This window comes from Thalassospira lucentensis, assembly GCF_001613805.1.
In the GTDB taxonomy this organism is placed as follows: Bacteria; Pseudomonadota; Alphaproteobacteria; order Rhodospirillales; family Thalassospiraceae; genus Thalassospira; species Thalassospira lucentensis_A.
In genome coordinates, this window is record NZ_LPVY01000003.1 from 285,944 (window position 1) to 310,105 (window position 24,162).

23 protein-coding genes are annotated in these 24,162 nt (G+C 53.2%); 14 read left to right on the forward strand and 9 right to left on the reverse strand.

Annotation, left to right across the window (positions count from 1 at the left end):
* Window positions 1–44: 44 nt before the first annotated feature.
* On the reverse strand, window positions 45–1,283 hold the full coding sequence (locus AUP42_RS03665) for a helix-turn-helix domain-containing protein (protein ID WP_231858145.1): 1,239 nt from the start codon (window positions 1,281–1,283) through the stop codon (window positions 45–47).
* Between the two features lie 97 nt (window positions 1,284–1,380).
* Here AUP42_RS03665 and AUP42_RS03670 point away from each other — a divergent pair, with 97 nt between their 5' ends.
* From AUP42_RS03670 to AUP42_RS03680, 3 genes are all read left to right on the forward strand, one after another.
* A complete protein-coding gene (locus AUP42_RS03670) occupies window positions 1,381–2,196 on the forward strand; it encodes a DUF899 domain-containing protein (protein ID WP_231858146.1) in 816 nt (271 codons plus the stop codon).
* 23 nt (window positions 2,197–2,219) lie between these two features.
* Window positions 2,220–2,522 carry a hypothetical protein gene (locus tag AUP42_RS03675; protein WP_156484561.1) on the forward strand — a complete coding sequence of 101 codons (303 nt, stop codon included), beginning with the start codon at window positions 2,220–2,222 and terminating at the stop codon, window positions 2,520–2,522.
* 214 nt (window positions 2,523–2,736) lie between these two features.
* A complete protein-coding gene (locus AUP42_RS03680; RefSeq protein WP_062948993.1) occupies window positions 2,737–5,427 on the forward strand; it encodes a bifunctional acetate--CoA ligase family protein/GNAT family N-acetyltransferase in 2,691 nt (896 codons plus the stop codon).
* Between the two features lie 74 nt (window positions 5,428–5,501).
* On the opposite strand, the gene AUP42_RS03685 is transcribed toward AUP42_RS03680, so the two are convergent.
* Together AUP42_RS03685 and AUP42_RS03690 are read right to left on the reverse strand one after the other, a co-directional pair.
* Entirely contained in the window at window positions 5,502–5,939 is a 438-nt protein-coding gene (locus tag AUP42_RS03685; RefSeq protein ID WP_062948995.1) for a MerR family transcriptional regulator, read from the reverse strand.
* Between the two features lie 142 nt (window positions 5,940–6,081).
* Window positions 6,082–7,563, reverse strand: a complete 1,482-nt coding sequence (locus AUP42_RS03690; protein WP_062948997.1) for a right-handed parallel beta-helix repeat-containing protein — start codon at window positions 7,561–7,563, stop codon at window positions 6,082–6,084.
* Window positions 7,564–7,675: 112 nt separating this feature from the next.
* On the opposite strand from AUP42_RS03690, the gene AUP42_RS03695 reads away from it, so the two are divergent.
* From AUP42_RS03695 to AUP42_RS03730, 8 genes are all read left to right on the forward strand, one after another.
* Window positions 7,676–8,119: a hypothetical protein gene (locus AUP42_RS03695; RefSeq protein ID WP_062948999.1), complete on the forward strand. Its 444-nt coding sequence runs from the start codon at window positions 7,676–7,678 to the stop codon at window positions 8,117–8,119.
* Between the two features lie 115 nt (window positions 8,120–8,234).
* Window positions 8,235–10,811, forward strand: coding sequence for a protein translocase subunit SecD (gene secD, locus AUP42_RS03700; RefSeq protein ID WP_062949001.1), 2,577 nt, complete (start codon window positions 8,235–8,237; stop codon window positions 10,809–10,811).
* Window positions 10,812–10,970: 159 nt separating this feature from the next.
* Window positions 10,971–11,756 (forward strand): DUF4198 domain-containing protein, encoded by a 786-nt coding sequence (locus tag AUP42_RS03705; protein WP_062949003.1) that lies wholly within the window; start codon window positions 10,971–10,973, stop codon window positions 11,754–11,756.
* Window positions 11,757–11,964: 208 nt separating this feature from the next.
* Complete coding sequence (gene cbiM, locus AUP42_RS03710; protein ID WP_062949005.1) at window positions 11,965–12,588, forward strand: cobalt transporter CbiM; 624 nt, start codon at window positions 11,965–11,967, stop codon at window positions 12,586–12,588.
* 3 nt (window positions 12,589–12,591) lie between these two features.
* Entirely contained in the window at window positions 12,592–13,260 is a 669-nt protein-coding gene (locus AUP42_RS03715; RefSeq protein ID WP_062949007.1) for a hypothetical protein, read from the forward strand.
* Entirely contained in the window at window positions 13,257–14,033 is a 777-nt protein-coding gene (gene cbiQ / locus AUP42_RS03720) for a cobalt ECF transporter T component CbiQ (RefSeq protein ID WP_062949009.1), read from the forward strand. Before AUP42_RS03715 ends, cbiQ begins: the two co-directional genes overlap by 4 nt.
* Window positions 14,015–14,674, forward strand: coding sequence for an energy-coupling factor ABC transporter ATP-binding protein (locus tag AUP42_RS03725; RefSeq protein ID WP_062949011.1), 660 nt, complete (start codon window positions 14,015–14,017; stop codon window positions 14,672–14,674). Before cbiQ ends, AUP42_RS03725 begins: the two co-directional genes overlap by 19 nt.
* A gap of 59 nt (window positions 14,675–14,733) precedes the next feature.
* On the forward strand, window positions 14,734–15,276 hold the full coding sequence (locus AUP42_RS03730) for a DUF924 family protein (RefSeq protein ID WP_062949013.1): 543 nt from the start codon (window positions 14,734–14,736) through the stop codon (window positions 15,274–15,276).
* Window positions 15,277–15,344: 68 nt separating this feature from the next.
* Here AUP42_RS03730 and AUP42_RS03735 read toward each other — a convergent pair whose 3' ends face one another.
* Window positions 15,345–16,409 carry a glycosyl transferase family protein gene (locus tag AUP42_RS03735; RefSeq protein ID WP_062949015.1) on the reverse strand — a complete coding sequence of 355 codons (1,065 nt, stop codon included), beginning with the start codon at window positions 16,407–16,409 and terminating at the stop codon, window positions 15,345–15,347.
* A gap of 21 nt (window positions 16,410–16,430) precedes the next feature.
* Window positions 16,431–17,204, reverse strand: a complete 774-nt coding sequence (gene yaaA / locus AUP42_RS03740) for a peroxide stress protein YaaA (RefSeq protein ID WP_062949017.1) — start codon at window positions 17,202–17,204, stop codon at window positions 16,431–16,433.
* Window positions 17,205–17,401: 197 nt separating this feature from the next.
* Here yaaA and AUP42_RS03745 point away from each other — a divergent pair, with 197 nt between their 5' ends.
* A complete protein-coding gene (locus AUP42_RS03745; protein ID WP_062949019.1) occupies window positions 17,402–17,722 on the forward strand; it encodes a peptidylprolyl isomerase in 321 nt (106 codons plus the stop codon).
* Between the two features lie 79 nt (window positions 17,723–17,801).
* Here the strand turns inward: AUP42_RS03745 and AUP42_RS03750 are convergent, their stop codons facing one another.
* The 3 genes from AUP42_RS03750 to AUP42_RS03760 all read right to left on the reverse strand — a co-directional run bounded on the left by AUP42_RS03750 (window position 17,802) and on the right by AUP42_RS03760 (window position 19,520).
* The gene (locus AUP42_RS03750; protein ID WP_062949021.1) at window positions 17,802–18,152 is read right to left on the reverse strand and encodes a DUF1491 family protein; all 351 of its coding nucleotides are present in this window, start codon (window positions 18,150–18,152) and stop codon (window positions 17,802–17,804) included.
* On the reverse strand, window positions 18,152–18,946 hold the full coding sequence (locus tag AUP42_RS03755) for a peptidoglycan DD-metalloendopeptidase family protein (protein ID WP_062949023.1): 795 nt from the start codon (window positions 18,944–18,946) through the stop codon (window positions 18,152–18,154). The genes AUP42_RS03750 and AUP42_RS03755 overlap by 1 nt, the downstream gene beginning before the upstream one ends.
* Before the next feature lie 88 nt (window positions 18,947–19,034).
* Window positions 19,035–19,520: a hypothetical protein gene (locus AUP42_RS03760; RefSeq protein ID WP_062949025.1), complete on the reverse strand. Its 486-nt coding sequence runs from the start codon at window positions 19,518–19,520 to the stop codon at window positions 19,035–19,037.
* Between the two features lie 216 nt (window positions 19,521–19,736).
* On the opposite strand from AUP42_RS03760, the gene AUP42_RS03765 reads away from it, so the two are divergent.
* A complete protein-coding gene (locus AUP42_RS03765) occupies window positions 19,737–20,414 on the forward strand; it encodes a DUF599 domain-containing protein (RefSeq protein ID WP_062949376.1) in 678 nt (225 codons plus the stop codon).
* A 50-nt stretch (window positions 20,415–20,464) separates the two neighbouring features.
* On the opposite strand, the gene AUP42_RS03770 is transcribed toward AUP42_RS03765, so the two are convergent.
* On the reverse strand, window positions 20,465–21,652 hold the full coding sequence (locus AUP42_RS03770; RefSeq protein WP_062949027.1) for an MFS transporter: 1,188 nt from the start codon (window positions 21,650–21,652) through the stop codon (window positions 20,465–20,467).
* Window positions 21,653–22,037: 385 nt separating this feature from the next.
* On the opposite strand from AUP42_RS03770, the gene thrS reads away from it, so the two are divergent.
* Entirely contained in the window at window positions 22,038–23,975 is a 1,938-nt protein-coding gene (thrS, locus tag AUP42_RS03775; protein ID WP_062949029.1) for a threonine--tRNA ligase, read from the forward strand.
* The last annotated feature ends 187 nt before the right edge of the window (window positions 23,976–24,162 follow it).

Consider the following 24,162-nt stretch of genomic DNA (forward strand, 5'->3'; position numbering starts at 1 on the left):
TCAAGCCCTTTCTATGATTGTGTTTCGCTTACGCAAGACACAGCCTAGTCAACGGGAAGTCGGCCAGGGAGTAACAATGTTGTCGTGAAACCGGGCGGTGGTGGTGACGTCCATCGCCGTGCGCGTCCGCGGCCAATTGCACGAACTTTGCCAGCACGCGCCAATTCTTCAAGCGCCCTTTGCACGGTCCGTGCACTGGTATCAAGCACGATCGCCAATGCCGAACTCGACCATGCTTCGCCATCAGCCAAAAGCGCAAGAATGTTCGCGTTATTATCCTCCATCGGAGGAAGCAGAACCATTACCGACTGATTTTTCCCAACAGATTTGGGCTTCAGGATAAAACCGGAATCCGTTGCCGTAATATTTGCGAAAACCCGGATCAGTTTACGCAACCGACCGATTTCGACCCGCAATCGGGCACGATGCGTTTCGTCAACATACCGGACACCAAATGCTCCCGATAAAAGAGAATCTCTGGGGGCATCTTTGGGCCAGCTTTCGCCAAGAATACGTAGAAGGTTGAAAAGCACCGGCCGGGTTGAAAGCGAAATTGCTACCTGCCCCTGACGAACGCCATACCGGCACGCATCAATAACAAGCATGTCCGATGCCATCAGGTCTTCGACTTCCTGCAGGATGACAAGCCGCTCCTCGCCCTTTGCAATAAGCCGCGCTGCCGGTGCATTCAAAGTTACATATGCTTTTTCGATTTCCGCGATCAGGACCGGCAGTTTTGCCGCCTGCGCCAAATGATTTGCCCGTTCAAGGGCCGCGCGGGCCACCCCCGCCTGAAGACGCCGCACAGCGATCCCAAAAAGGATCATTTCATGAGAAATCTGCAAAATCGGGGGCAAAATGTCTGGATTGATTTCGCTGAGCATTTGTTCGGCCTGTTCAAGCTGTCCTGTCAGTAAAACATGCCTGATTTCAAGCTGCCTTGCATGCGCGGCATTCACATGATCACCACGCTGTTCAAGTATCCGGCGGGCGCTATCAAGGGCCTTTTCGGCCCATGCCAGATCACGAGACACCAGTGCAATTTCAGCTTCGGCAACAACGCAACGCGCACGTGCCACAGGTTCCAATGCACCAAAACCGCGTGCGGCCCGTTTCAGAAGTGCCCTGGCACGATCGAAATCCTCCAACTGGGCCAAGGCAATACCGCGCAGTGCCAGTGCCGGCGGATCATCCCGCAGACCGACGCATTTTAACGCGCCAAGCGGATCACCGGCTGACAAGGCTCGTGCGGCAGCTGTGATCAGGGAATCCATTATGGCCATTCAGGCATCCCAAATTGCGTCACGTTTGTTACTCCCCGGTTGAACGTCCCTTCGCCTAACCTTTGCCTATCGTCAACCGAAAGATAGGAAAACAGAAATGACGAATGCCAAAATGATTTCCAAACCTAACACGGAAAACCTGCGTATCGTCAGCCGCAATGAATGGCTTTCCGAACGCAAGGCACTTCTCGTCCGCGAGAAGGAACTGACCCGTCTTGGCGACGAGATCGCTGAAGCACGTCGCGAACTGCCATATGTCCGTATCGATAAAAACTACGTGTTCGATACGCTTGATGGAAAACGTTCTCTTACTGATCTGTTTGACGGTCGCAGCCAGCTACTTGTCCAGCATTTCATGTTCGGACCCGATTGGGAACAAGGCTGCCCGAGCTGTTCGTTCATGGCGGATCATATGGACGGTATAACGGTCCATATGGCGCAGCGCGATGTCACTTTCACCGCCGTTTCACGTGCGCCGCTTGCAAATATTGAACGGTTTCGCGCACGCATGGGCTGGAAATTCAACTGGATTTCCTCGCATGAAAGTGACTTTAACTATGATTTCCATGTCAGCTTCACCCCGGAAGAAACAGCCAAAGGTGAAATTCACTACAACTATGGCAAATGGCCATATGCCTTCGAAGAATGGCCGGGGCTGAGTGCCTTCATCAAAAACGATCGGGGCGAGGTTTTTCATACCTATTCGACCTATGGCCGCGGGGTCGACGCCATGATGGGCACATACAGATTGCTTGATCTTATGCCCAAGGGGCGGGACGAAAAAGATGTCCCGAACAAAATGGAATGGGTGCGGCACCATGACCTGTATGAAATGGCAGCAATGAAAACCGAAACTGAAACCGGTTCGGTCGAAGGCCTGTTTGACAGCGTCAAGAAAACCGCATGCCACTAGGCCCATCAGGCAAGAGATACAAAATGGGCAAAGAGCATCGCCAAGGCAGATATATTGGCGGCATGGCCTCGAAGGATGGTGGATATACCGCCATCCTCCGGATAGCTCGGTTGCTTCAATTTGCCGCATCCCCGGCATTTGCGCTCATGGCGCTTGTCACCGGCATATCTGAAGCAGGCAGCACGAATATAATTTGCCTGACAACAGACGATAGATCGTACTTTAACGACATGTTTGTAATGTATCTGCTCATGAGCTTTTTTCACCTGCCACCGTGGCTGAACGCCCTATCCGATGGCACGCAGCATCGGTCGAAAAACACCTGATCATTTCGATACGAACAAGATGTGACACTCCTGTAAAATCTTTGGGTCATCAGTGCTTTATTGACTCATAACAAATCAATATACTTGTCACCGTAATACGATCTCGCACGTGCACACATGCCATCCGCCGGGTGGTTTGATGCCAAACCAATTTTATCCGGGCTGCCGTCCTGTCAACAGGACGCGCAGCCAAAGGCAAAGCGGGAATTCGGTGATGAGTACCATTAATCTCGACCATCTTTTCAAACCCAAGTCCGTCGCAGTCATTGGCGCATCGAACCGGCCCCATTCCGTGGGTCAGGTGATCATGCGCAATCTGCTCGCAGGCGGGTTTGACGGCCCGATCATGCCGGTTAATCCGCGCAGCCAGTCGATTGGCGGTGTTCTGGCCTACCCTGATGTTGAAAGCCTGCCGGTCGTCCCCGAACTTGCCGTGATCTGCGTCCCACCCAAGGCCGTTATTCCGACCATGGAATGTCTTTCTGCCAAGGGATGCATGGCAGCCATTGTCCTGACGGCAGGCCTTGGCGCCGAGAAGCATGACGAAACCCGCAGCATCAAACAGGCAATGCTTGAGATTGCCGCGCGCAACAAGATGCGCCTGCTTGGTCCGAACTGCCTTGGCCTGATGGTGCCGGGTATCGGGCTTAACGCCAGTTTCAGCCATCAAAGCATCGGCAGTGGCAAAATCGCGTTTGTGTCGCAGTCCGGGGCACTTTGTACCGCAGTTCTCGACTGGGCGGCGGCACGCGGCATCGGTTTTTCACACTTTATATCGCTTGGTGAATGCGACGATGTCGATTTCGGTGATGTGATCGATTATCTGGGTTCCGATCCCAACACACGCGCTATCATGCTGTATATCGAATCCATTCAGGAACGTCGCGGCTTTATTTCCGCCGCCCGCGCCGCATCGCGCAACAAACCGATCCTGTGTATCAAGTCGGGCCGCTTTGCCGAAGGTGCCGCCGCTGCTGCTTCACATACCGGCGCGCTGGCGGGTGCCGATGACGTGTTTGATGCAGCTATCAAACGTGCCGGTGTTCTGCGCGTTTACACGGTCACGGAAATGTTTTCGGCCGCCGAAACACTTTCTCGCATGCGTCCGTTCCGGGGCGATAAGCTTGGCATTATTACCAATGGGGGTGGCATTGGCGTTCTGGCAGTTGATGCTCTGATTGAACGGCACGGCCAACTGGCCAAACTCGAAGACAGCACCATTGATGCGCTTAGCAGTGTTTTGCCGTCAACCTGGTCACATGCGAACCCCGTCGATATTATCGGGGATGCCCCGGGCGAAAGATATGCAAAGTCGATTGATGCGGTTCTGAAAGATCCCAATATCGACAGCCTTCTGGTCATGCATGCGCCGACCGCCATCACAGACCCGGTTGAAGTTGCCCAAGGCGTAATTAATGCCATCAAGGACAGCCGCAAGAACATCCTGACAAACTGGGTTGGCGAGGCAACGGTCGCCAAGGCCCGTAACCTGTTTTATGCCGCCGGGATTCCGACCTATCGTACACCAGAAAACGCGGTCGCGGCCTTCCAGCATATGGTGAATTACCGCAAATTGCAGGAAGTCCTGATGGAAACACCACCATCAGTTCCGCAGGACTTTACGCCGGAAACGGACAAGGCACGCCAGATCATCCATACGGCCATCCATTCGGGTCGCGATATGCTGACCGAGCCGGAAGCAAAAGCCGTTCTGGAATGCTATGGCATCAATACGGTCAAAACCGTAGCCGCAGAATCAGTTGATGACGCCGTCGAAACGGCGGATGCCATCGGCTATCCGGTTGCACTTAAAATCCTGTCGGATGATATCAGCCACAAATCCGACGTTGGCGGTGTGGTTCTGAATATCGACAGTGACGAGGAACTGCGCGCTGCCGGCAACAAGATGCTGCGGACCGTCAAACAGAAATTCCCGAACGCCCGGGTGCGTGGCTTTACCGTTCAGGAAATGATCAAGCGTGCAGGTGCGCGTGAATTGATCGTTGGCATGACCACCGATCCGATTTTTGGCCCGGTGATCCTGTTTGGTCATGGCGGGGTCGAGGTCGAAGTGGTCCGAGACCGGGCCATGGCCTTGCCGCCATTGAACATGAAGCTGGCACGCGAACTTGTTGAAGGTACGCGCATCTATAATCTGCTGCGCGGTTATCGCGATGTACCGCCGGTCAACCTCGAACAGCTTTACGTCACGCTGGTGCGGTTGTCGCAGTTGGTCGTGCATCTTGGCGAAGTCCTTGAACTCGACATGAACCCGCTTCTGATTGATCAGACCGGCGTGATTGCGCTGGATGCCCGCATCAAGGTAACCCCGAAAGTGGTTAGCGATGACCAGCGTCTGGCGATCCATCCCTATCCGCGTCATCTGAAACAGGAACTGATCCTGGATGACGGAACGAAATATCTGCTGCGCCCAATCAAACCCGAGGACGAACCGAAGCACTATGAATTCATGTCGAAACTGACACCCGAAGATATCCATTTCCGGTTCTTTGGATCCGTTCGTGAATTGCCGCATTCGGAAATGGCCCGCCAGACACAGCTTGATTACGACCGAGACATGGCCTTCCTTGCCATCGTGCCAAATGGTCTAGAAGAAGGCGAAATCCACGGTATTGTTCAGGTCGTGATCGATCCCAATAATGAACATGCCGAATATGCGATTATGGTGCGCTCGGACATCAAGGGTCGTGGCCTTGGCCGTCTGCTGATGGAAAAGATGATCGAATATTGCCGCCAGAAAGGAACAGAGACCTTTATAGGACAGGTTTTACCAGATAACCGCCGGATGCTGACGCTTTGTGAAAAACTGGGATTCTCGCGCAAATATCTTGCCGACGAGGAAGTATTCGAGGTCACCTTGCCCTTGCAACGCGACGTTGCCTAATATCGGCTTGATCCATCATGAAAAAGCCCGGTCATATTGGCCGGGCTTTTGTCTAATTCGATAGTGTCAGCAAGTCACACGGTTTCAGGCATCAGTTTGGCTTTGATATTTGCCAATGCCTTTTCCGGGTCGATCCCCTTTTCGCGCAACGCATCGGCAGCTTCGCTTTCAATTTTACGAAGTTCGCCCAAGGTTGTCTGAACGTCTTCAAGCTGCTGTTCCAGTTCGGAAATGCGACGACGCCCAACCAGCATCAGATGCGCCAGCTGATCGGCACCCGACCGTTCGGCGTCGTATAGATCAATATATTCCTTGATGTCTTCAAGCGAGAAACCAAGGCGCTTGCCACGTAGCACCAGCATAAGGCGCGCACGATCCCGGTAATTGTATACGCGCGTGGCACCCGCCCGCTGTGGCGACAGCAGGCTTTTGGTTTCATAAAACCGGATGGCACGTGGCGTGATGTCGAACTCTTCGGCAAGCTCGGTAATGCTGTACAGCTTATCGTTCATGTTTTTTCTTATTGAATGAATGCAATAACGCAGCATCGCAACAACGGGACTTACAAGTCAATATATTTACGCTTACGTCACCTCGCTGCAAGCCATACCCAATATTACGACAACGTCGCCAGATAACCTAATCCCCTGCGTTTTAATTGTTTTCGTCGATCCTGGCTCGGACATATGCCAAATCAACCGGCACGTAGTCTGGCCCGGTAACCAGCCTTTTACCAGTTAATGCCCCTGGCCAGCTTTTGGGATCGGATTTCCAGACAGTGCCGTCTGGCATTGGAACTTCAAGTGCATCGTCATATCCTTCGGCATGGCCTGAAACCAGTTCCAGATCACCGCAAATGCCCGCCTTGAATATCGGCCCGAGAGCCGGGCGCGGATTATAAAGCACGCCGGGCCAAGCATCGAATATCGCCGGATAGGTCGCATGATTGCATAAATCGCCGGAAAACATCACGCTGCGATCTTCTCCAAGATCAAGTTCATCGGTCGGACCAAACAATGTCTGATCTACTGACATCAGATTGATCGGCAATGTCACCGGATCGGCATAACCTATGGCATTGCGACGGTTCTGCCACATTCTGGTCGCGCCCTTTTTGACGTATTTCTGGCGTAGGAAGAAGCTGTTGTGGAAGCATTCAAATGGCAGGTTTGGCTGCGCGTGGCTTGCTTTGCCGAATTTGAAAACGGCACCACCATTATTTTCGTCACCTTCCGGCCCCGGGCGGCTGTCGAACCAGCCGCGATTGCCAAAATAATACCAATACCCGCCAGCCAGATTATCCTGCGAAAACAGTTTGTGGCAGTTATAGAACTGGTTATAGGCCACCCACCAGCCAACAGCAGTTGCTTCGGGTTCGACCGGGTTATCGCGCACAAAACTGAACCGGTTATTGATTATCCGGACATTGCGATTAAAACTGCCGATAGGCTTTTGCATATTAGCCGCGGATACATCCATTCGAATGGCGTTATAGCAATGTCGAATATCATTCCCACGGATCAGAATATCGCCCGCAATGTCATCCGCACCAAAGAATGCACCGTTAAGATATCGATATGGGGCTTCCTTGCCCGGCGTGATTTCACCATCATGGATCATCGCCCAGTGAAGGTAACGCCAGATCACGTCATCCTGAATCCAGTCGCAATTTTCGATGGTGATGCGTGATGCATGCTCGCCCGTTGCATAAAAGGCATATGTTCCACCACGGATTTGCATGTTTTTGAATGTCAGATCGTTGCTGTCGCGGATATAAACGGCACTGGGCCATGCGCGTTCGATACGGATATTATCAAGGCGGATATGGCGCTTTCCGATGATGCGAAACGCCGCATATCTGGCACATTCAGGATCGGTTGCCGAGACTTCCGGATCGGGCGGGCGACGACCGTCCAGTGTCGCACCATATTCACCGCGAATGATGATTGGCTGATCTTCAAGCCCGCTGATCGGAATATCGACTGGCTCGGGCAGGAAATAGTTTCCCGGCATCAAACGGATCAGATCACCAGGCGCACAATTGGCAACCGCATTATGAAGTGTCGCGGTTTCCCGCCAGGCAGAATCCACCCAATGACGCCCGCCATCCGGCGTGACATAAACCATCCTGAGCATTCCGTATTCCTCTTGTTTACCCCGGACTCCCCGATAAGATTTTTATTATCGGGCTTGTTTTTTTTGGTCGTCACGCCATATCTGGCGCTGTTTCATCGCGTGCCGGATCATCATGCCGCAACCAGTCAGCCAAGCCGCAGAGGCAACAGATCATTCCGAGCGCAACCAGTCCCTACCGGGTCTGTTGCGCCATGTTTCATTTTGCCTGATCGCTTGCGCGCTTGTTCTGTTTGGTGGTGGAACCTCAATCACCGCCAAGCCGCTTTCCGATGGGGTGACTTTCCCCTATCCGTTTAACACCGTCAATCACGATAGCGGTCCGTCGCAAGCAGTCCTTCCGGTGGCACCAGATCGTGCCATCGCAGGCAATCGCCAGACCCCGGACGATGTACCGTCCCATCAGCCAACCCTCCCCGATGATGCCGCAGTTGTGCCGTCGGTCACACCGCATGCCGCCGCGCAATGGGCGATCCTAATCTTTGTGGCGGGTACGATCACGACACATGGCGCAGAAACTCTTCCGGTTTCTCCGCGTGCTCCGCCCTTTCGGGCCTGATTTCCGTTAATTAAAACTGCGGCCAGATCAGCGCCGTGTTTCCAGAAATATCAGGTGACAGCACCGCCGGGCATCAAACTGGCCCGGCTCGAATGCTGTGCGGAGTTAATTTTTCATGCGTACATCAAGATGGCGTGTGGTTGTCTATGCCCTTGTCCTTCTGACAGGATTCCTGACAGCCCTGCCTAACCTTTTCAATCCGGCCCAGCTTGCCAACTGGCCAGCCTTTTTACCCACCCGACAGGTTGCCCTTGGGCTTGACCTCAAAGGCGGATCGCACCTTGTTCTGGAAATCGATACCGCAGCAATGATTGCCGAACGGCTTGAAATCGCGCGTGACGATGTGACAACGGCCCTCCGCAAGGCCCATATTGCGACTGATAACATTCAGATCAGCAAAGATCAGGTGATTGTAACCCTGCCTGACGCCAAGGATCACGACGCTGCCCTTGATGCCCTAAAAGACCTTACCAATGCGCAAGTTGATACACCGCGACACGGATCGACAGCGGAATTTGTCATTACAACACCGCGCGATAACAGCATTTATATAGCACTTAGCGAACAAGGCATTCGCAATCGGGTTGACGCCAGCGCCCAGCAAAGCCTAGAGATCATTAGAGGCCGGATCGATCAGATCGGTGTGTCCGAACCCACTATCCAACGGATTGGCAGTGATCGTGTCCTGGTGCAGTTACCGGGCATTCAGGACCCGTCTCAGGTCAGAAAACTTCTGGGAAGCACGGCAAAGCTTGGCTTCTATATGTTGGCCGACCGTAACGGAACAGACAGGCGCGACAGTAGTATCCTTACATTGAAAGACAAGGACGGCCAAAGCTATCACCTGCATCGTACTCCGGCCCTTTCGGGCGATCATCTTACAGATGCACATGCCGGTTTTGATCCGCAAAGCCATCAGCCGGTTGTCAATTTCCGGTTTGATACGGCCGGTGCGGCAAAGTTCGCCGATATCACACGTGCCAATGTCGGAAAACCCTTTGCCATTGTTCTTGATAACGAAGTCCTGAGTGCGCCGGTTATCCGGGAGGCAATAACCGGTGGCTCAGGCCAGATCAGCGGCAGCTTTACGGTCGGCGAAACGACGACACTGTCAGCCCTATTGCGTGCGGGCTCCCTTCCCGCCCCAATGACCGTAATCGAAGAACGAACTGTGGGCCCTGACCTTGGAGCCGATGCAATCGAAATGGGCCTTTATACCGGATTGATCGGGTTGGCTCTGGTAACCGGATTGATGTTTTTCCTTTATGGCCGCTGGGGTCTTATTGCCAATCTGGCATTGGGTCTGAACGTCATGCTGACATTCGGTGCCCTTGGTCTTATGGGTGCGACACTTACCCTTCCCGGTATTGCCGGGATTGTTCTGGGGATCGGGCTAGCCGTGGATGCCAACGTTCTGATCAACGAACGTATCCGTGAGGAGACCAAACGAGGGCTTTCTGCCTTCATAGCGCTCGATTCCGGGTTTAAGCGTGCCTATGCCACGATTGTGGATTCAAACATCACAACCCTTATCGCCACTGCTCTTTTGTTTGAGTTCGGATCAGGCCCGGTGCGCGGCTTTGCCATTACGATGGGTCTTGGCATTCTGATTTCCATGTTTACCGCGGTTGCCGTTGTTCGGGTCATCATGACCGAAATCGTCTGGCGCACACGGATGAAAAAGCTCGTTATTGAACCGCTTTGGCGTTTCATGCCCGAAAAAACCAGCATTTCCTTCATGCGGGCACGTTTTCTTGGCATCGGTATGTCGCTTTTGCTGTCAGCCATTTCAATCGGGTTGTTCTTCAAACCCGGTCTTGATTACGGCGTTGATTTCAAGGGCGGTATTCAGATCGAAGTTGCAGGAGGCAATCTGGATGACGGCAGCAGTCCCCTTGACCTTGGAACCTTGCGACAGGGACTTTCAACATTAGGGCTTGGCGATGTCAGCCTTCAGGATATCGGCAAGGATGGCCATATCCTGATCCGGGTTGAACGTCAGCCGGGCGGCGAACAGGCACAAACCGCAGCCGTCGAAACCGTCAAGAAAGCAGTTCAATCCGTTGATCCGGCAGCGGATTTTGAACGCACCGAAGTCGTTGGCCCCAAAGTCAGCGGTGAACTCGCTCAATCCGGTGTCAGTGCCGTCATCTTCGCAAGCCTCGCAATGCTGGGCTATATCTGGTGGCGGTTCGAATGGCCGTTTGCCGTTGGCGCGATTGTTACATTGGTCCTTGATGTGACCAAAACAATCGGCTTTTTCGCGATTATGGGACTCGACTTTAATCTGACCGCCATTGCCGCCCTGCTGACCCTGATCGGCTATTCGGTCAATGACAAAGTGGTGGTCTATGACCGGATGCGTGAAAACCTGCGACTTTATCGAAAAATGCCGATGCGTGAAATCATCGACATGTCGATCAATCAGTCACTTGCGCGCTGCCTATTCACATCGCTTACAACCCTGTTTGCGATGGTGCCTATGGCATTCTGGGGCGGGTCTGCCGTTGAAAGCTTTGCCGTTCCGATGGTGTTTGGTGTTGTGATCGCCACAACGTCGTCGATCTATATCGCGGCACCAATCCTGCTGTTCCTTGACACATGGCGGCAGAAACAGCGCCAGAAGCATGTGGGATTGGCATCGGAAACCAATAACGAGCCAATGGTCGAGGCATCTACCAGCCAACAATAGTCTCTGGCGATATCGAAACCGGCCTTCATCGCCGGTTTCGATACATCCCGAAAATCATACGTTTTTAAATATTTTATGAAATATTTCATTTCAATGGATTGACCCGACAAATCGGTCGCCATAGGCTACGGCATCATTTCAGCATCACAGGACAGAAAGATGTCGTTTCCTTTTCGGTTTATCACGACCATGGGTTTCTCATTTGGGTTGCTGATCAGTGCACAACATGGTGCTCAGGCCCACTTCCAGAAGATGATCCCGTCAACCAATGTGGTGACACAGGAAACCGGGCGCGATGTTGACGTCGATCTGACCTTTACCCACCCAATGACCAATGGCCCGGCTATGGAAATGGCCCGCCCGGTTCAATTTGGCATCCAGACCAACGGCAATAAAACCGATCTTGGCGACAGTCTGGTGGCAAAGACGGTCGATGGCAAAGCAGCGTTTGACGCAACAATCAGCATTGATCGTCCGGGCGGATATGCCCTTTACGTCGAACCGGTTCCCTATTTCGAACCATCCGAGGGCAAATACATCATCCAGTACACCAAAACGATCATTGATGCGTTTGGTGCGGGCGAAGAATGGGATCAGATGGTCGGCTTCCCGGTGGAGATAGAGCCCCTGGCCCGCCCCTATGGCATCTGGACCGGAAATGTGTTTAGCGGGATCGTCCGTCATAACGGCGAACCGGTACCATTTGCCGAGGTCGAGGTTGAATATGCCAATGATGGCAGCATCACGCTGCCGAACGACAGTTTTTCAACACAGGTCATCAAGGCCGATGGCAATGGTGTTTTCACCTATGCCATGCCACGTGACGGTTGGTGGGCGTTTGCTGCCCTGATCGAAGATGGCACGATGGCCGCCCCCGGATCGAATGATCAGGTTCCGGTCGAACGCGGCGGTGTCATCTGGGTCAAAACCGACGCGATGGACTGATGCTCCCGACCAGACGCACAGCATCGTCATACTTATTTATAAAAAATATGAAACCTGCTTGACTTCGCGACAGCGAAATCGCTACGCTTTTCAGGCAGGTTTTACCGCCTGTATGCCCCACCGCAATAAAATCAATGCGCCGTTCCATCCGTTTGCACACCTGCCTGCAAGCTGATGGATTGCAAATGCGCTTTACAGGGATTTGACCATGCACATCGTCGACGGAGCCCTATCGAGTGAAGTCGTTGTCACTGGTGCGGTTTTGGCTGTTGCCGGCATCAGCTACGGGCTTCGCAAAATCGATATTGATGCGATGCCCCGCGTGGCGATGATGAGTGCCGTCTTCTTCGTTGCCTCCCTGATCCATGTTCCCGTCGGGCCAAGCAGTGCGCATCTGATTGTCAATGGTTTGGCTGGCTTGATGCTGGGCTGGTCCGTTTTCCCGGCGATATTCATCGGACTGTTGTTGCAGGCAGTTTTCTTTGGTTTCGGCGGCATTACGGTTCTGGGTGTCAATACAGTCAATATAGCCCTGCCCGCCGTTTTGATGTGGTGGCTGGTTTCACCGTTTCTGGCACGTGCCGAAGGAAAATCGGTGCTGCTGGCGGGTTTTGTTGCCGGGTCCGGTGCCATTGCCCTTTCAAGCATGATGGTCGGCCTGTCACTTGCCGCCAGCGGACAGGAATTTGTTCCGACGGCAAAGCTTGTCGTCATGAGCCACATCCCGGTTATGGTGGTTGAAGGTATCCTCACCGCGGCAGCCGTTCATCTCGTCAAGAAAGTCCGTCCAGTCATGCTGGCACCCGCCGGTTCGCTTCGAAGCGTTGCCTGATAGATGCCCCGATTTCCCGCTTTATATACAATTGCTGTTCTGATCGGCACGCTGTTCACATGCGTCAATGCACGGGCACACAGCCTGCACGTTTTTGCGATGGGAAACGGTGACGTCATCGACGGCTATGCCTATTTCGGGGGTGGCGCCCGGCCGCAAGATGCAGAAATCCAACTTCTCGATAATACAGGCCGCGTTGTCTTCGCCGGAAAGACAGGTGATCAGGGCGAATTCAAACTTCGCGTCAGTCATCGGCAGGATTATGTCATCGAAGCCAATTCCGGTGATGGCCATATCGCCAGCTTCAAAATCAATGGTGATGAGCTTTCCGCTCAATTGCCGTCAGGTAGCGAAGACATCAATATTGATGTCAGCCAGATTGACACGGCGTCATCTTTCCAAAGCAGAAAAACACACCCCTCATCGACAACCATTGCCACGGCCACTTCTGACGCGATGGTCACCCTTTCACGGGACGAGTTGGACAGCCTGATTGACGCTGCTGTATCCCGCCATGTCCGGCCCTTGCGCGAGCAGTTGGTTGCCTATGAGGACAAGGTCCGATTTTCCGACCTTCTGGGTGGCATCGGTGTCATCGTCGGAATATTCGGGGTCTTTGCTTGGTTTCAGGCCGTAAAATCACGCCCCCGTCAGCAAAATAAAAACCCATGATCGGAGAGACAAATGTCCTTGTGCCGTCACGATCCAGTTCGGCTCTGTTGCGGATTGATCCACGGTTTCGTGTACTGGCAGCTCTCGCGCTGATCGTAACCGCTATCAGTTTTTCAAGCTGGCAACCATTGGTAATGCTGGTTCTGGTAGCTGCCATCATTACCGGCTTTGCCAAACCGGACTGGTCCAGAACGCTTAAAATGGTTTTGGCCATGGATGGCTTTATCCTTGTGATGCTGATCATGTTGCCCTTTACCGTTCCCGGTCAGGTGATGTTCACCCTTTGGGATTTTGACGCCAGTTATCAGGGGCTGTTTCAGGCCGTGCTGATCGCGCTTAAGGCAAATGCCGCGATCCTTGTTGTGATTGCACTGGTGGGCGGAATGGATGCAATCCTTCTGGGGCGGGGGTTGCAGGGGATTTACGTACCGGCAAAGCTGGTGACGCTTTTCATGTTTACCGTTCGCTATATCGATCTTTTGCGGCGGGAATATATGCGCCTGCGTCTTGCCATGCGGGCACGCGCCTTTGTCGCGCGCAACAATCGCCATAGCTGGCGCAGTTTTGGATATTTGCTGGGGATGCTGCTGGTACGCGGCCATGATCGTTCGGAACGCATTCTTTGGGCGATGAAATGTCGTGCGTATCACGGTCATATGCATTTCGGCTCCTTGCCCCGGTTAAGCCCGCAGGATTATCTGTTTGCGGCGGCGACCATTATTCTCATCGGTACTTTGATCGGGCTGGAGGTCGCATGTCCGGCGCTGATCTGATCACTGCCAAAAACCTGCATTTCACCTTTCCCACCGGGCGCAAGGTGTTGAATGGGGTCAACCTGTCTCTGCGCACTGGGGAAAGACTGGCACTGCTAGGCACCAATGGCGCTGGTAAAAGCAGCCTGTTGCATTGTTTGATGGGTTTGGTCCCGGTGGAGAACGGCGAGATCGCCATTCTTGGGTCAAGATGCGAAACAGAAGCCGAATTCCGCGCCATTCGTGGTCGGGTCGGATTGCTGTTTCAGGATTCTGATGATCAGCTTTTCTGCCCGACTGTTATTGAAGACGTGATGTTTGGCCCGCTCAACCTTGGTCAATCACGCGAAGATGCGCGAGAAATTGCCCAGCAAACCCTATCGGATCTGGGGCTGGATGGATTTGAAAATCGGATCACCTATCAGCTTTCCGGTGGCGAAAAGCGACTGGTGGCGCTTGCGACCGTGCTAGCGATGTCGCCCGAAATTCTGCTGCTTGACGAACCAACCAACGGGCTTGATGCCGATGTCGAAAAACGTCTGATCGAAATTCTGCGTTCCCTGCCGCAGGCAATGCTGATCATTTCACATGATCGGCTGTTTCTTGATCAGGTCGCGACGCGTTCAGTCCGCCTTCAGGACGGCGTCATATCCCAAGCCTGACTTGCTGGCGCCTGCATGCTCGCCTATGCTGCGCCAACATCAAAAAACGGGAAGCCCTCATGAAACCTGAATCCATCCTTGTTTTCTGGTTCAAGGAACTAGAACCCAAACAATGGTTTGAAAAAGATATCACGCTTGATCGTCATATCACTGAACGCTTTGCCGATTTTCATGCTGCCGCGGCAGCCGGGGAGCTATATGGTTGGCGAAAAAACGCACATGGTCGACTGGCAGAAATCATCATTCTGGATCAGTTTTCACGCAATATCTATCGCGACAAACCCGATGCGTTTGCCTGCGATACGATGGCACTTGTTCTGGCCCAGGAAGCCGTTGCCCAAGGGTTTGACGCGAAATTGACCAAACCCGCCGAAAAATGCTTTCTCTATATGCCTTATATGCATTCGGAATCAGAAGCGATCCACGAAGTTGCACTAAAGCTGTTTGATCAGCCGGGCCTGGAAAACAACCACGACTATGAAATCAGGCACAAACAGATCATTGATCGTTTTGGGCGTTACCCCCATCGCAATGCAATCCTTGGCCGGGAATCCACTCCCGAAGAAACAGCGTTCCTGAAGGAACCGAATTCTTCGTTCTGAACATCAAAAAGGGGATGGCGTTGACCATCCCCTTTTGTGTTTTGAATTTCACGTGCAGGCCGTCACTGTTAGCCGATCTTGCGATCGCGCTTCTCCCACCAGCCTTCGACCAATGCCTCAGCCTCGTCCATGTAGTCGGCTTTACCGGCTAGGAACGCGCCCATTGCTGCACTGCCTTTGATGCGCGCAATCGCAGCACTGTCTTCGACCTCGCCGCGCCAGACGGCCAGAAAATGCTGCAAGGTCACCGGGCTGTTATCTTCGTCGTCCTTTTCGGTCCGCGATAGAAGAGCGGGCCAGCGAACATCGCTGAGCTCGCCATTATCAAGCATACGCAGATCAACATGCTTAAACGGTGTACGTTCCGCCTCGCCGCCACCGCCCTTGATTACACCAATACGCGGCAATTCCAGAAGCTTGCCGGTTTCCCGGTGGACATCAAGAAACGCCGGATGGAATACGCCAAGAAATGCTGCACGCGCCTGCAACGGATTAAGCAGACGCAGCAGAGTATTGACCGGACTGCGAAGGCCCAGCAACGGTCGCAAACCAATCAATTCCTGAAGTTTCGGGTGAATATGGCGCAACGGCAAATAGGCAAAGCCCTTGGATGCGATATCCGAACGTGCTTCATCTGCAGACATTGCCAACGGCAACTTCAGGGCCTTGACTGCGGCCTCAGTCCCGACGCCGTTGGTCAGATGCGAGTTATAACCATGCATAAGAACCGGTATGCCATTGCGCGACAGCAACATCGCCGACAGCACGAACCACGGCAAGCCACGCGAACGCCCTGCCGCATAGGATGGCCAATCCAGCATAGGATGGCATTTTTCCGGAACCAGGCTTTCGTCATCAAGTTCAAGACGGGCAGCCTTGCGCACGGCTTCGATCATGCCAGCCAGTTCATCGGGCGTTTCCGCCCGATAACGCAGCATCAAAAGAAACGCGCCCAACTGGATCGGCTCAACCTCGTCACGCAGGATCATTGAAAAGGCGTCAAATGCCTCTTCACGCGTCAGGCTGCGTGAACGCCCCGGCCCGCGGAAAAAGGTCCGCAGATATCCGGAAAACGGATGAGATTCCGGCAGATGATTGTCATCTTCAAGCTGCTCGAGATGATCGTCGGTCATACGATCGCACCTGTTCTGTTGTCAGTCATGTTCGCGTGTAAAGACCCACTCGTTATCATTCGACTGGTCTTTTTGATAGCGATAACCGTCCACATCGAACGATTTGAGGTCTTCGGGCTTTTCCAAACGATTGTCGATCATGTAGCGCGCCATCGTGCCACGTGCACGTTTGGCCGAGAAGCCAATGACCTTGCCAACACCGGCTTTGACCTCTTTGAAGACCGGCGTGATCACCGGACCGTCAAGCACATCCTTTTTCACCGACTTGAAATATTCATGCGACGCCAGATTGATCAGGCTGCGGTTCTTGTGATCAGCGGTGATCGCATTGACCTGTTTGGCAATCTTGTCCCCCCAGAAGGCATAAAGATCCTTGCCGCGCGGGTTCGAAAGCCGCGTTCCCATTTCAAGACGGTAGGGCTGCATCAAATCACGCGGCTTTAAAAGCCCGTAAAGGCCCGAAAGCATCCGGAAATGGTTTTCAGCCCAGTCGATGTCTTTTTGATTCATCGTATCGGCATCAAGCCCGATATAGGTGTCGCCACGGAACGCGTAAATTGCCGGTTTGGCGTTCGTGCGATCAAAAGGACGTGAAAAATGCGCAAACCGCTGATAGTTCAGATCAGCTAGATTTTCGCTGATGCCCATCAGCTTCATCAGGTCGCTGCGACTTTTTTTACGCGCAACTTCAACAAGTTCTTCGGTGTCGTCGAGAAATTGCGGTTCTGAAACGACCATTTCAGGTGCATCGGTTTCGAAATCAAGTTTCTTTGCCGGAGAAACAACAGCAAGCATTAAAACGCCTCTTCTCTTTCATCTCTGATCATTTTGTCGTAACAAGCCACAAGGCATGGAGAAAGTCTAGGGCCCAAGCCCATGTACACGTGAATATACGCCTGCACATCGGTTTGGACCCTTTGCCTTCTCCATAAACTTCTAATCTTGCAGAAAATCCGCGGTGTGCAAGCCGCCCGCGGAAGAAAGGACGAGTTATGAGTGAACAAGTTCGCGCATCGCACATTCTTCTGATGTATGCCGGTTCGGCACGTTCCAGTGCAACCCGCACCAAGGAAGAAGCGCTTACCGAAATCAACGCACTCAAAGACCAGATTGCCAATGGTGCCGACTTCGCTGAAGTCGCCAAAACAAACTCTGACTGCCCGTCTGGTCAGCAGGGCGGCGATCTTGGCTTCTTTGGCCGCGGCATGATGGTTCCGGAATTTGATGCGGCTGCCTTCAACATGGAAGTCGGCACCACGTCCGACGTGGTTGAAACCGATTTTGGTTACCACCTGCTGCAGCGTACCGCCTGATTAGCGTTCGCTGGAAAAATAAAGGGCCTGCAATTCTTTGCGGGCCCTTTTTGATTTTGTACTTACGAACTTTGGTCCATCAGAAATCAACCAACGGCGCATCAAGTTCGTATTCGCCCTTGTGATCCTCCACCTCAAGCACCCAGACATCGCGATCAAATTTCACCTGCTTGCGCCAGTATTCGTCACAAGCAAATTCTGTTTCGCGCCCGCCATCCGGTCCGCCAGCTACCTGCATCCAGCCCATATCGCCATCAAGTGTCGTGACACGCGAATAGACATAGCATCCAGCGGCAAAACGATTGAGCTTCAGCAGAACCGCACCGGCATCTTCATTGCCCTTGTGCGCGACCATCGCCGTAATCAGCTTTGACTGGCAGATGGCAATCTGCCCGCGCACCCAGATACCAGCCTTAAGTCGCGGCTGCATTACTGGCCACTCCGGTTTGCGGTCACATTTTCCGGTATTTGCAGGATCAGGTTGGCATTGGGACAGATACTTTCCCAAATGTCCCACTCCGATGGCTTGGCCGCCCCGAAATAATCGCCCTTTTTGTCCAGCATATCGAAAATGATCTGGAAATGCAGATGCGGGATCCAGTCACCATTGATCGGGAAATCACCAAAGGTGCACAGAAGATGGTCTTTTTCGACCGGCTGGCCGACATACAATCCGTCAAGCGACTCACGGCTGAGGTGACCATACAACGTGTAAAAAGTCACACCCGGTTCCGGGTTGTGTTCAAGGATGATGGTCGGTCCGTAATCAAGGTGAAGATTGTTGTCATTAAAGCTGTGCACGACGCCATCAAGCGGGACATAGACAGGCGTTCCCGCCGGGGCGAACAGATCAATCCCCAGATGCTGGCTACGGGCCTCGCCATCATTTTTGAACTGTTCCGATTGATAGCATATCCGGTCTTCGCGATAACGCCCGATACCGACCGGCGCATTGGCATCGGCCATCTGCCGCCACATGATTTCGGTCTGCCGGGCCGGATCGCTGGTGCCGCCAATCACGACATCCCCGTTACGTGAAAAGTCATAGACGATTTTCGGACAGCTTTTCAGATCGCAATCCATGATCGCGGCAAAATCGGCCTGATGGTCAATGATCCACTGCCGAAGACGCGGCGCATCTTCCTTCGGTTCCTGCCCGTTTGCGTGGCGATCGATATAGGATTGAAACCGCGCAGATGCGCCGTCTATGGTGGTTATGGTCACAGCGGTGGCTCCGGCAAAGAAAAAGGCAGGATGAAAACATCCTGCCTTTGCCTACATGATATTTCGCCACAAGGGCAAGCACCAAGACTTACCAGTTGGTGACTTCGTACTCGCACGCGACATCGTCATCATCGGTGTCGGTCAGCGCCACCGTCAGGCGACGCATCTGCGGATTGAAGCGTTTAACGAAGTTCAAAAGCACCAGCGCTTCTTCCGAAAGTTCGCCGGCATCTTCATCGTCTTCGTCAAGTTCGCAAAGCTCGACCAGTTCAAGGAACAGAGCCGCCAGCGCACGTTTGACATCTTCGCCGCCTTTAAGGCCGCCGGTCAGTTCGCCAAGCGGGCCCAGATCCACATCAAGCTTGCGAAGCGTCTTGCTCATCTGGTCGATGGCATCTTCGTCTAGAACCATCTCGGCCGCGATCATATGCGTGCCGACTTCGTTGATGTTCAGGAAGCCGATAAATTCGAACAGATCGTCCTTGTTACGGCCTTCGGCCAGAAGCTGTTCGGTATGCGCTTCGAATTCTTCGAAGTCTATGTCTTCGCCAAGATCGTTTTCGAGGTCGCTCATGTCGCTCTCCAGTGAAAATTTGCGCCGCTCATACTCTGTATCGGTGAAAAACACAACCCGCACCGGGTCATCAGGGATCAGACATGCGTGGATCACAGATCGGAATGGATACAGGAAACATTAAAGCCGATTGCGAACAATCATGTATCCTCAGTAGGATGGCATCGCCAATCAATGTGTTTTATGGCCGAAACGATTTCAAAGACGGATCACATTATGCCCGAATTTACGTTACTCGACATCGCCGCTGTCAGCTGGGCATTCATCTGGTGGGTGGGCTATACCATATTCGCCGATGCAAGTTCGCGACGACGCAATTCGATTTCGGCCCATATGGCGCGCAATCGCCATCGCTGGATGGAACAGATGCTTCAACGCAATCTGCGTATGGTCGATACCTCCATCGCGGGCAACCTGATCACCGGTATCAGCTTTTTTTCCTCGACCACCATTCTGGTGCTGATTGGTCTGATCGCACTTCTTGGCTACACCGAAAAGGCAATCCAAACGGTATCCGCCCTGCCCTTTGCCGTTGAAACCACGGCGGCAGTCTGGGAATGCAAGGTCGTTCTGCTGGTTCTGATCTTTATCTACGCCTTCTTCAAATTCACCTGGGCGTTTCGCCTGTCGAACTATTGTTCGATCCTGATTGGTGCAGCCCCGGACCCGAGCGCACCGGATGCGGCAAAGGCCGCCGCCCGGGCATCGCGCATGAGCATGATGTCGGCCCATAACTTCAATCGTGGCATTCGTGCCTATTTCTTCGCACTATCAGCGCTTGCCTGGTTCTATCACCCAGTCGCCTTCATCATTGGCGCCGCATGGGTCACGCTGGTTCTTTACAATCGCGAATTCCGATCCCATGCGCTTGATATTCTCGCAGGGCATCACTGAAACGAAAAAGGCCGCATCAAGCGGCCTTTTTGTTTACAGTCCTCTTATCATCAGGCGTGCTGGCGACGGTAACGCAATGCATAACCGGCAAGAACCAGCATCACCAATCCAACCGGCAGTGCCGCGGAATACAGCAAGGTTGCCCAACCGGCCCCAGCATAAATCGAACCGGCGGACAATGACGCAACCGCGACTGTCCCGAACACGACAAATTCGTTGATCGCCTGCACGCGGGCCTGCTCGGCCGGACGATAGTTTTCCGTAAGGAACGTCGTGGCACCGACAAACATAAAGTTCCATCCGACCCCAAGCAGCACAAGAGAAGGCCAGAAGTTGCCGATCAGATCCTCGCCTGCCAGACCGAATGCCAGACAGATCAGATTGAGCACGGCACCGACCTGAATGATGGTAAGAGCGCCAAAACGGCGGATCAGGTTGCCGGTAAAGAAGCCCGGCGCATACATGCCCACCACATGCCACTGAATGATGAACGCGGCATCGCCAAATTCGTAATTGCAATCAAGGATCGCAAGCGGTGTTGCTGTCATAACAAAGCTCATGACCGCATAGCCAAGCGCTCCCGCAATCATTGCTATTATCACCGCGGGTTGTCCTATCACCATTTTAAGCGGACGCGCAGGTTCATCATGCTTAGTGCCGCGCATATCCGGCAAGCGCAACTGGCCAATTGCAATAACCAGCAGAAATTGCAAACCGATCAGAGCCACGAAAGTCCCCAGGAACGGAACCGTTTCGAACCAATTGCGGGCAAAACTTGCCAGATTTGGTCCGACAAAAGCGGCGGCAAGCCCGCCCAGCATGGTCAGTGAAATTGCCCGCGAACGGAACTCTGGCGGCGCCGCTTCGGCGGCCGCGAAACGATATTGCATGGCGATGGCATTGGCAGACCCGATACAGGCACAAGCCACACACAAAAGCCAGAAACTGCCAAAATAAACCGTCCCCATGCCGGAAACAGCACCCAGCATCCCGATCACCGATCCGATCCAAAACCCAACCCGCCGACCGAACCGGTTCATCATCAACGCGGACGGGGCGGTCGTTACCATCATCGCGATCATGGTGAAGGCAACCGGCAATGTTGACAGTGACTTGTCCGGCGCCAGCGAATAACCGATCACGGCGGCAACGGTAAACAGCAGCGACATAGCACTTGCTGACAACGCAACGCATAAACTTAAAAACAGAATGTTTCGACGTACTTCGGGGCTGGACATGCGGGGCTTACCTTACGAGGCTTTGGCGTGGTGGCGCCGTTTCAATCTGGTATTTTGGCAAAGTACAAGAACAAGGAACTACTGTAAAATCTTAACCGGGTTACGGCTTGCCCTGCTCTTTTTTGATGCTATATTGGCTTCTCAATTAACGGAATAGCATCAATGCACGGCATGGCCGACAAGAAATTGATGGAATGCACAATCACTGCACGTCTTTTTGGCGTCGCGGCTTTTTGTGCTGCTTCCCCAGTCGCTTTTTTCAAAGAGCGAACTTGACCTCATCCTGAAATTCCTTTTCTTGTGCCTAAAGCCCGCGTAAACATGCGGGTTTGAAAAATGCGCACATGACATTTATGCCCGCAGATAAAGCAGAGTTGAGCCAGACATGATTGCCCTCACCCTTCCGGACGGCGCCGTACGCGAATTTGACGGTCCTGTATCGGGTTTCGATGTTGCCAAAAGCATCAGTCCCTCGCTGGCAAAGAAATCCTTTGCCATCATCGTTAACGGCGAATTGCGCGACCTGTTGCGCGAAATCGACACTGATGCCGCCATCGAAATCGTGACCAAGGGGCACAAGGAAGTTCTGCCGCTGATCCGGCATGACTGCGCCCATGTCATGGCCGAAGCGGTTCAGGAATTGTACCCTGACACGCAGGTCACAATTGGCCCATCCATCGAAAACGGTTTCTATTACGACTTCGCCCGCAAGACGCCCTTTACGCCGGACGATCTGATCAAGATCGAAAAGCAGATGCACAAGATCGTCGAGCGTAACGAGAAAATCGAACGCGAAGTATGGGATCGTAACGAGGCTATCAAGTTCTTCCTCGAAAAGGGTGAAGACTACAAAGCCGAGATCATCCGAGATCTGCCGGAAACCGAAACGATCACCTGCTATCGTCAGGGCAATTTCATTGACCTGTGCCGTGGCCCGCATGCCCCGTCGACCGGCAAGATCGGCAAGGCTTTCAAACTGATGAAGGTTGCAGGTGCTTATTGGCGTGGCAACTCGGATAACGAGATGCTGCAGCGTATCTATGGCACCTGCTGGGAAACGCAGGAAGACCTTGATGCCTACCTACACATGCTTGAAGAAGCCGAAAAGCGTGACCATCGTCGCCTTGGTCGCGAAATGGACCTCTTCCACATGCAGGAAGAAGCCCAAGGTTCGGTTTTCTGGCACGACAAAGGCCTGAAACTGTATCGCAAGGTCGAAACCTATATCCGTAAACGTCTTGATGCCGAAGGCTATCAGGAAGTCCGCACGCCGCAGCTTGTCGACCGTATCCTTTGGGAAAAATCCGGCCACTGGGAAAAGTTCCGCGAGAACATGTTCACCACGACCCCGGATGAAGACGACCCCGAAAAGGTTCTGGCTCTCAAGCCGATGAACTGCCCGTGCCACGTGCAGATTTTCCGTATGGGCAGTAAATCCTATCGTGACCTGCCGCTGCGTATGGCGGAGTTCGGCTGTTGCCATCGTAACGAGCCATCCGGCGGCCTGCATGGTATTATGCGAGTGCGCCAGTTCATTCAGGATGATGCGCATATCTTCTGTACCGAAGACCAGATTGTCTCGGAAACCAAGATTTTCTGTGACCTTCTGAAATCGGTTTACAAGGATTTCGGTTTTACCGACATCCTCGTCAAATTCTCGGACCGCCCGGAAGTCCGTGCCGGTTCCGATGAAATCTGGGACAAGGCCGAAACAGCCCTTCGCGAAGCTGCTGAAGAAGCCGGTCTGACGCTTGAAATCAACCCGGGTGAAGGCGCGTTTTACGGGCCGAAGCTTGAGTTCGTTCTGCGTGATGCGATTGGCCGTGACTGGCAGTGTGGAACTCTTCAGGCCGACTTCGTCCTGCCGGAACGTCTTGATGCGTCCTATATGGGTGAAGACGGTGAAAAGCATCGTCCGGTCATGCTGCACCGTGCGATCCTTGGCTCGCTTGAACGCTTCATCGGCATTCTGATCGAAAACTATGCCGGTCGCCTGCCGCTTTGGCTGTCGCCTGTTCATGCGGTGATCTGCTCGATCACCAACGAAGCAGATAGCTACGCGGAAGAAGTGAAAAAAACACTTCAAGCCAAAGGCTTGAACGTTGAACTTGACCTTCGCAACGAAAAGATCAGCTACAAGGTTCGCGAACACAGCCATGCGAAAATCCCACTGATCCTCGCCCTTGGCAAACGCGAGGCAGAGGAAAAAACAGCATCGGTCCGTCGCCTTGGTTTCCAGCATCAGAAAACCATGGGGATCGACGAACTGGCTGAAGCCATGGCAACCGAAATCCGTGATCGCATGATTGAGGCCGACTTCTGATTGACTGATCGACGCTAAAACAGCAAAGGCCCGCAATGTTTACTGCGGGCCTTTTTTTTGTTTCCCGAAACCACAGATTTCACCGACACTCCCCGGGTCTTCATATATTTCAGTATTTACCGATTTAACGCTTTCACCAACTCGTGACTGCACTTAATGCAAAGTTATGCTAAATCCGAAACTGAAA

Coding starts and splice junctions, on each gene's coding strand:
- AUP42_RS03665 (WP_231858145.1), bottom strand. CDS start 1,283: ATGGCCATAATGGATTCCCTGATCACAGCTGCCGCACGAGCCTTGTCA.
- AUP42_RS03670 (WP_231858146.1), top strand. CDS start 1,381: ATGACGAATGCCAAAATGATTTCCAAACCTAACACGGAAAACCTGCGT.
- AUP42_RS03675 (WP_156484561.1), top strand. CDS start 2,220: ATGGGCAAAGAGCATCGCCAAGGCAGATATATTGGCGGCATGGCCTCG.
- AUP42_RS03680 (WP_062948993.1), top strand. CDS start 2,737: ATGAGTACCATTAATCTCGACCATCTTTTCAAACCCAAGTCCGTCGCA.
- AUP42_RS03685 (WP_062948995.1), bottom strand. CDS start 5,939: ATGAACGATAAGCTGTACAGCATTACCGAGCTTGCCGAAGAGTTCGAC.
- AUP42_RS03690 (WP_062948997.1), bottom strand. CDS start 7,563: ATGCTCAGGATGGTTTATGTCACGCCGGATGGCGGGCGTCATTGGGTG.
- AUP42_RS03695 (WP_062948999.1), top strand. CDS start 7,676: ATGCCGCAACCAGTCAGCCAAGCCGCAGAGGCAACAGATCATTCCGAG.
- secD (WP_062949001.1), top strand. CDS start 8,235: ATGCGTACATCAAGATGGCGTGTGGTTGTCTATGCCCTTGTCCTTCTG.
- AUP42_RS03705 (WP_062949003.1), top strand. CDS start 10,971: ATGTCGTTTCCTTTTCGGTTTATCACGACCATGGGTTTCTCATTTGGG.
- cbiM (WP_062949005.1), top strand. CDS start 11,965: ATGCACATCGTCGACGGAGCCCTATCGAGTGAAGTCGTTGTCACTGGT.
- AUP42_RS03715 (WP_062949007.1), top strand. CDS start 12,592: ATGCCCCGATTTCCCGCTTTATATACAATTGCTGTTCTGATCGGCACG.
- cbiQ (WP_062949009.1), top strand. CDS start 13,257: ATGATCGGAGAGACAAATGTCCTTGTGCCGTCACGATCCAGTTCGGCT.
- AUP42_RS03725 (WP_062949011.1), top strand. CDS start 14,015: ATGTCCGGCGCTGATCTGATCACTGCCAAAAACCTGCATTTCACCTTT.
- AUP42_RS03730 (WP_062949013.1), top strand. CDS start 14,734: ATGAAACCTGAATCCATCCTTGTTTTCTGGTTCAAGGAACTAGAACCC.
- AUP42_RS03735 (WP_062949015.1), bottom strand. CDS start 16,409: ATGACCGACGATCATCTCGAGCAGCTTGAAGATGACAATCATCTGCCG.
- yaaA (WP_062949017.1), bottom strand. CDS start 17,204: ATGCTTGCTGTTGTTTCTCCGGCAAAGAAACTTGATTTCGAAACCGAT.
- AUP42_RS03745 (WP_062949019.1), top strand. CDS start 17,402: ATGAGTGAACAAGTTCGCGCATCGCACATTCTTCTGATGTATGCCGGT.
- AUP42_RS03750 (WP_062949021.1), bottom strand. CDS start 18,152: ATGCAGCCGCGACTTAAGGCTGGTATCTGGGTGCGCGGGCAGATTGCC.
- AUP42_RS03760 (WP_062949025.1), bottom strand. CDS start 19,520: ATGAGCGACCTCGAAAACGATCTTGGCGAAGACATAGACTTCGAAGAA.
- AUP42_RS03765 (WP_062949376.1), top strand. CDS start 19,737: ATGCCCGAATTTACGTTACTCGACATCGCCGCTGTCAGCTGGGCATTC.
- AUP42_RS03770 (WP_062949027.1), bottom strand. CDS start 21,652: ATGTCCAGCCCCGAAGTACGTCGAAACATTCTGTTTTTAAGTTTATGC.
- thrS (WP_062949029.1), top strand. CDS start 22,038: ATGATTGCCCTCACCCTTCCGGACGGCGCCGTACGCGAATTTGACGGT.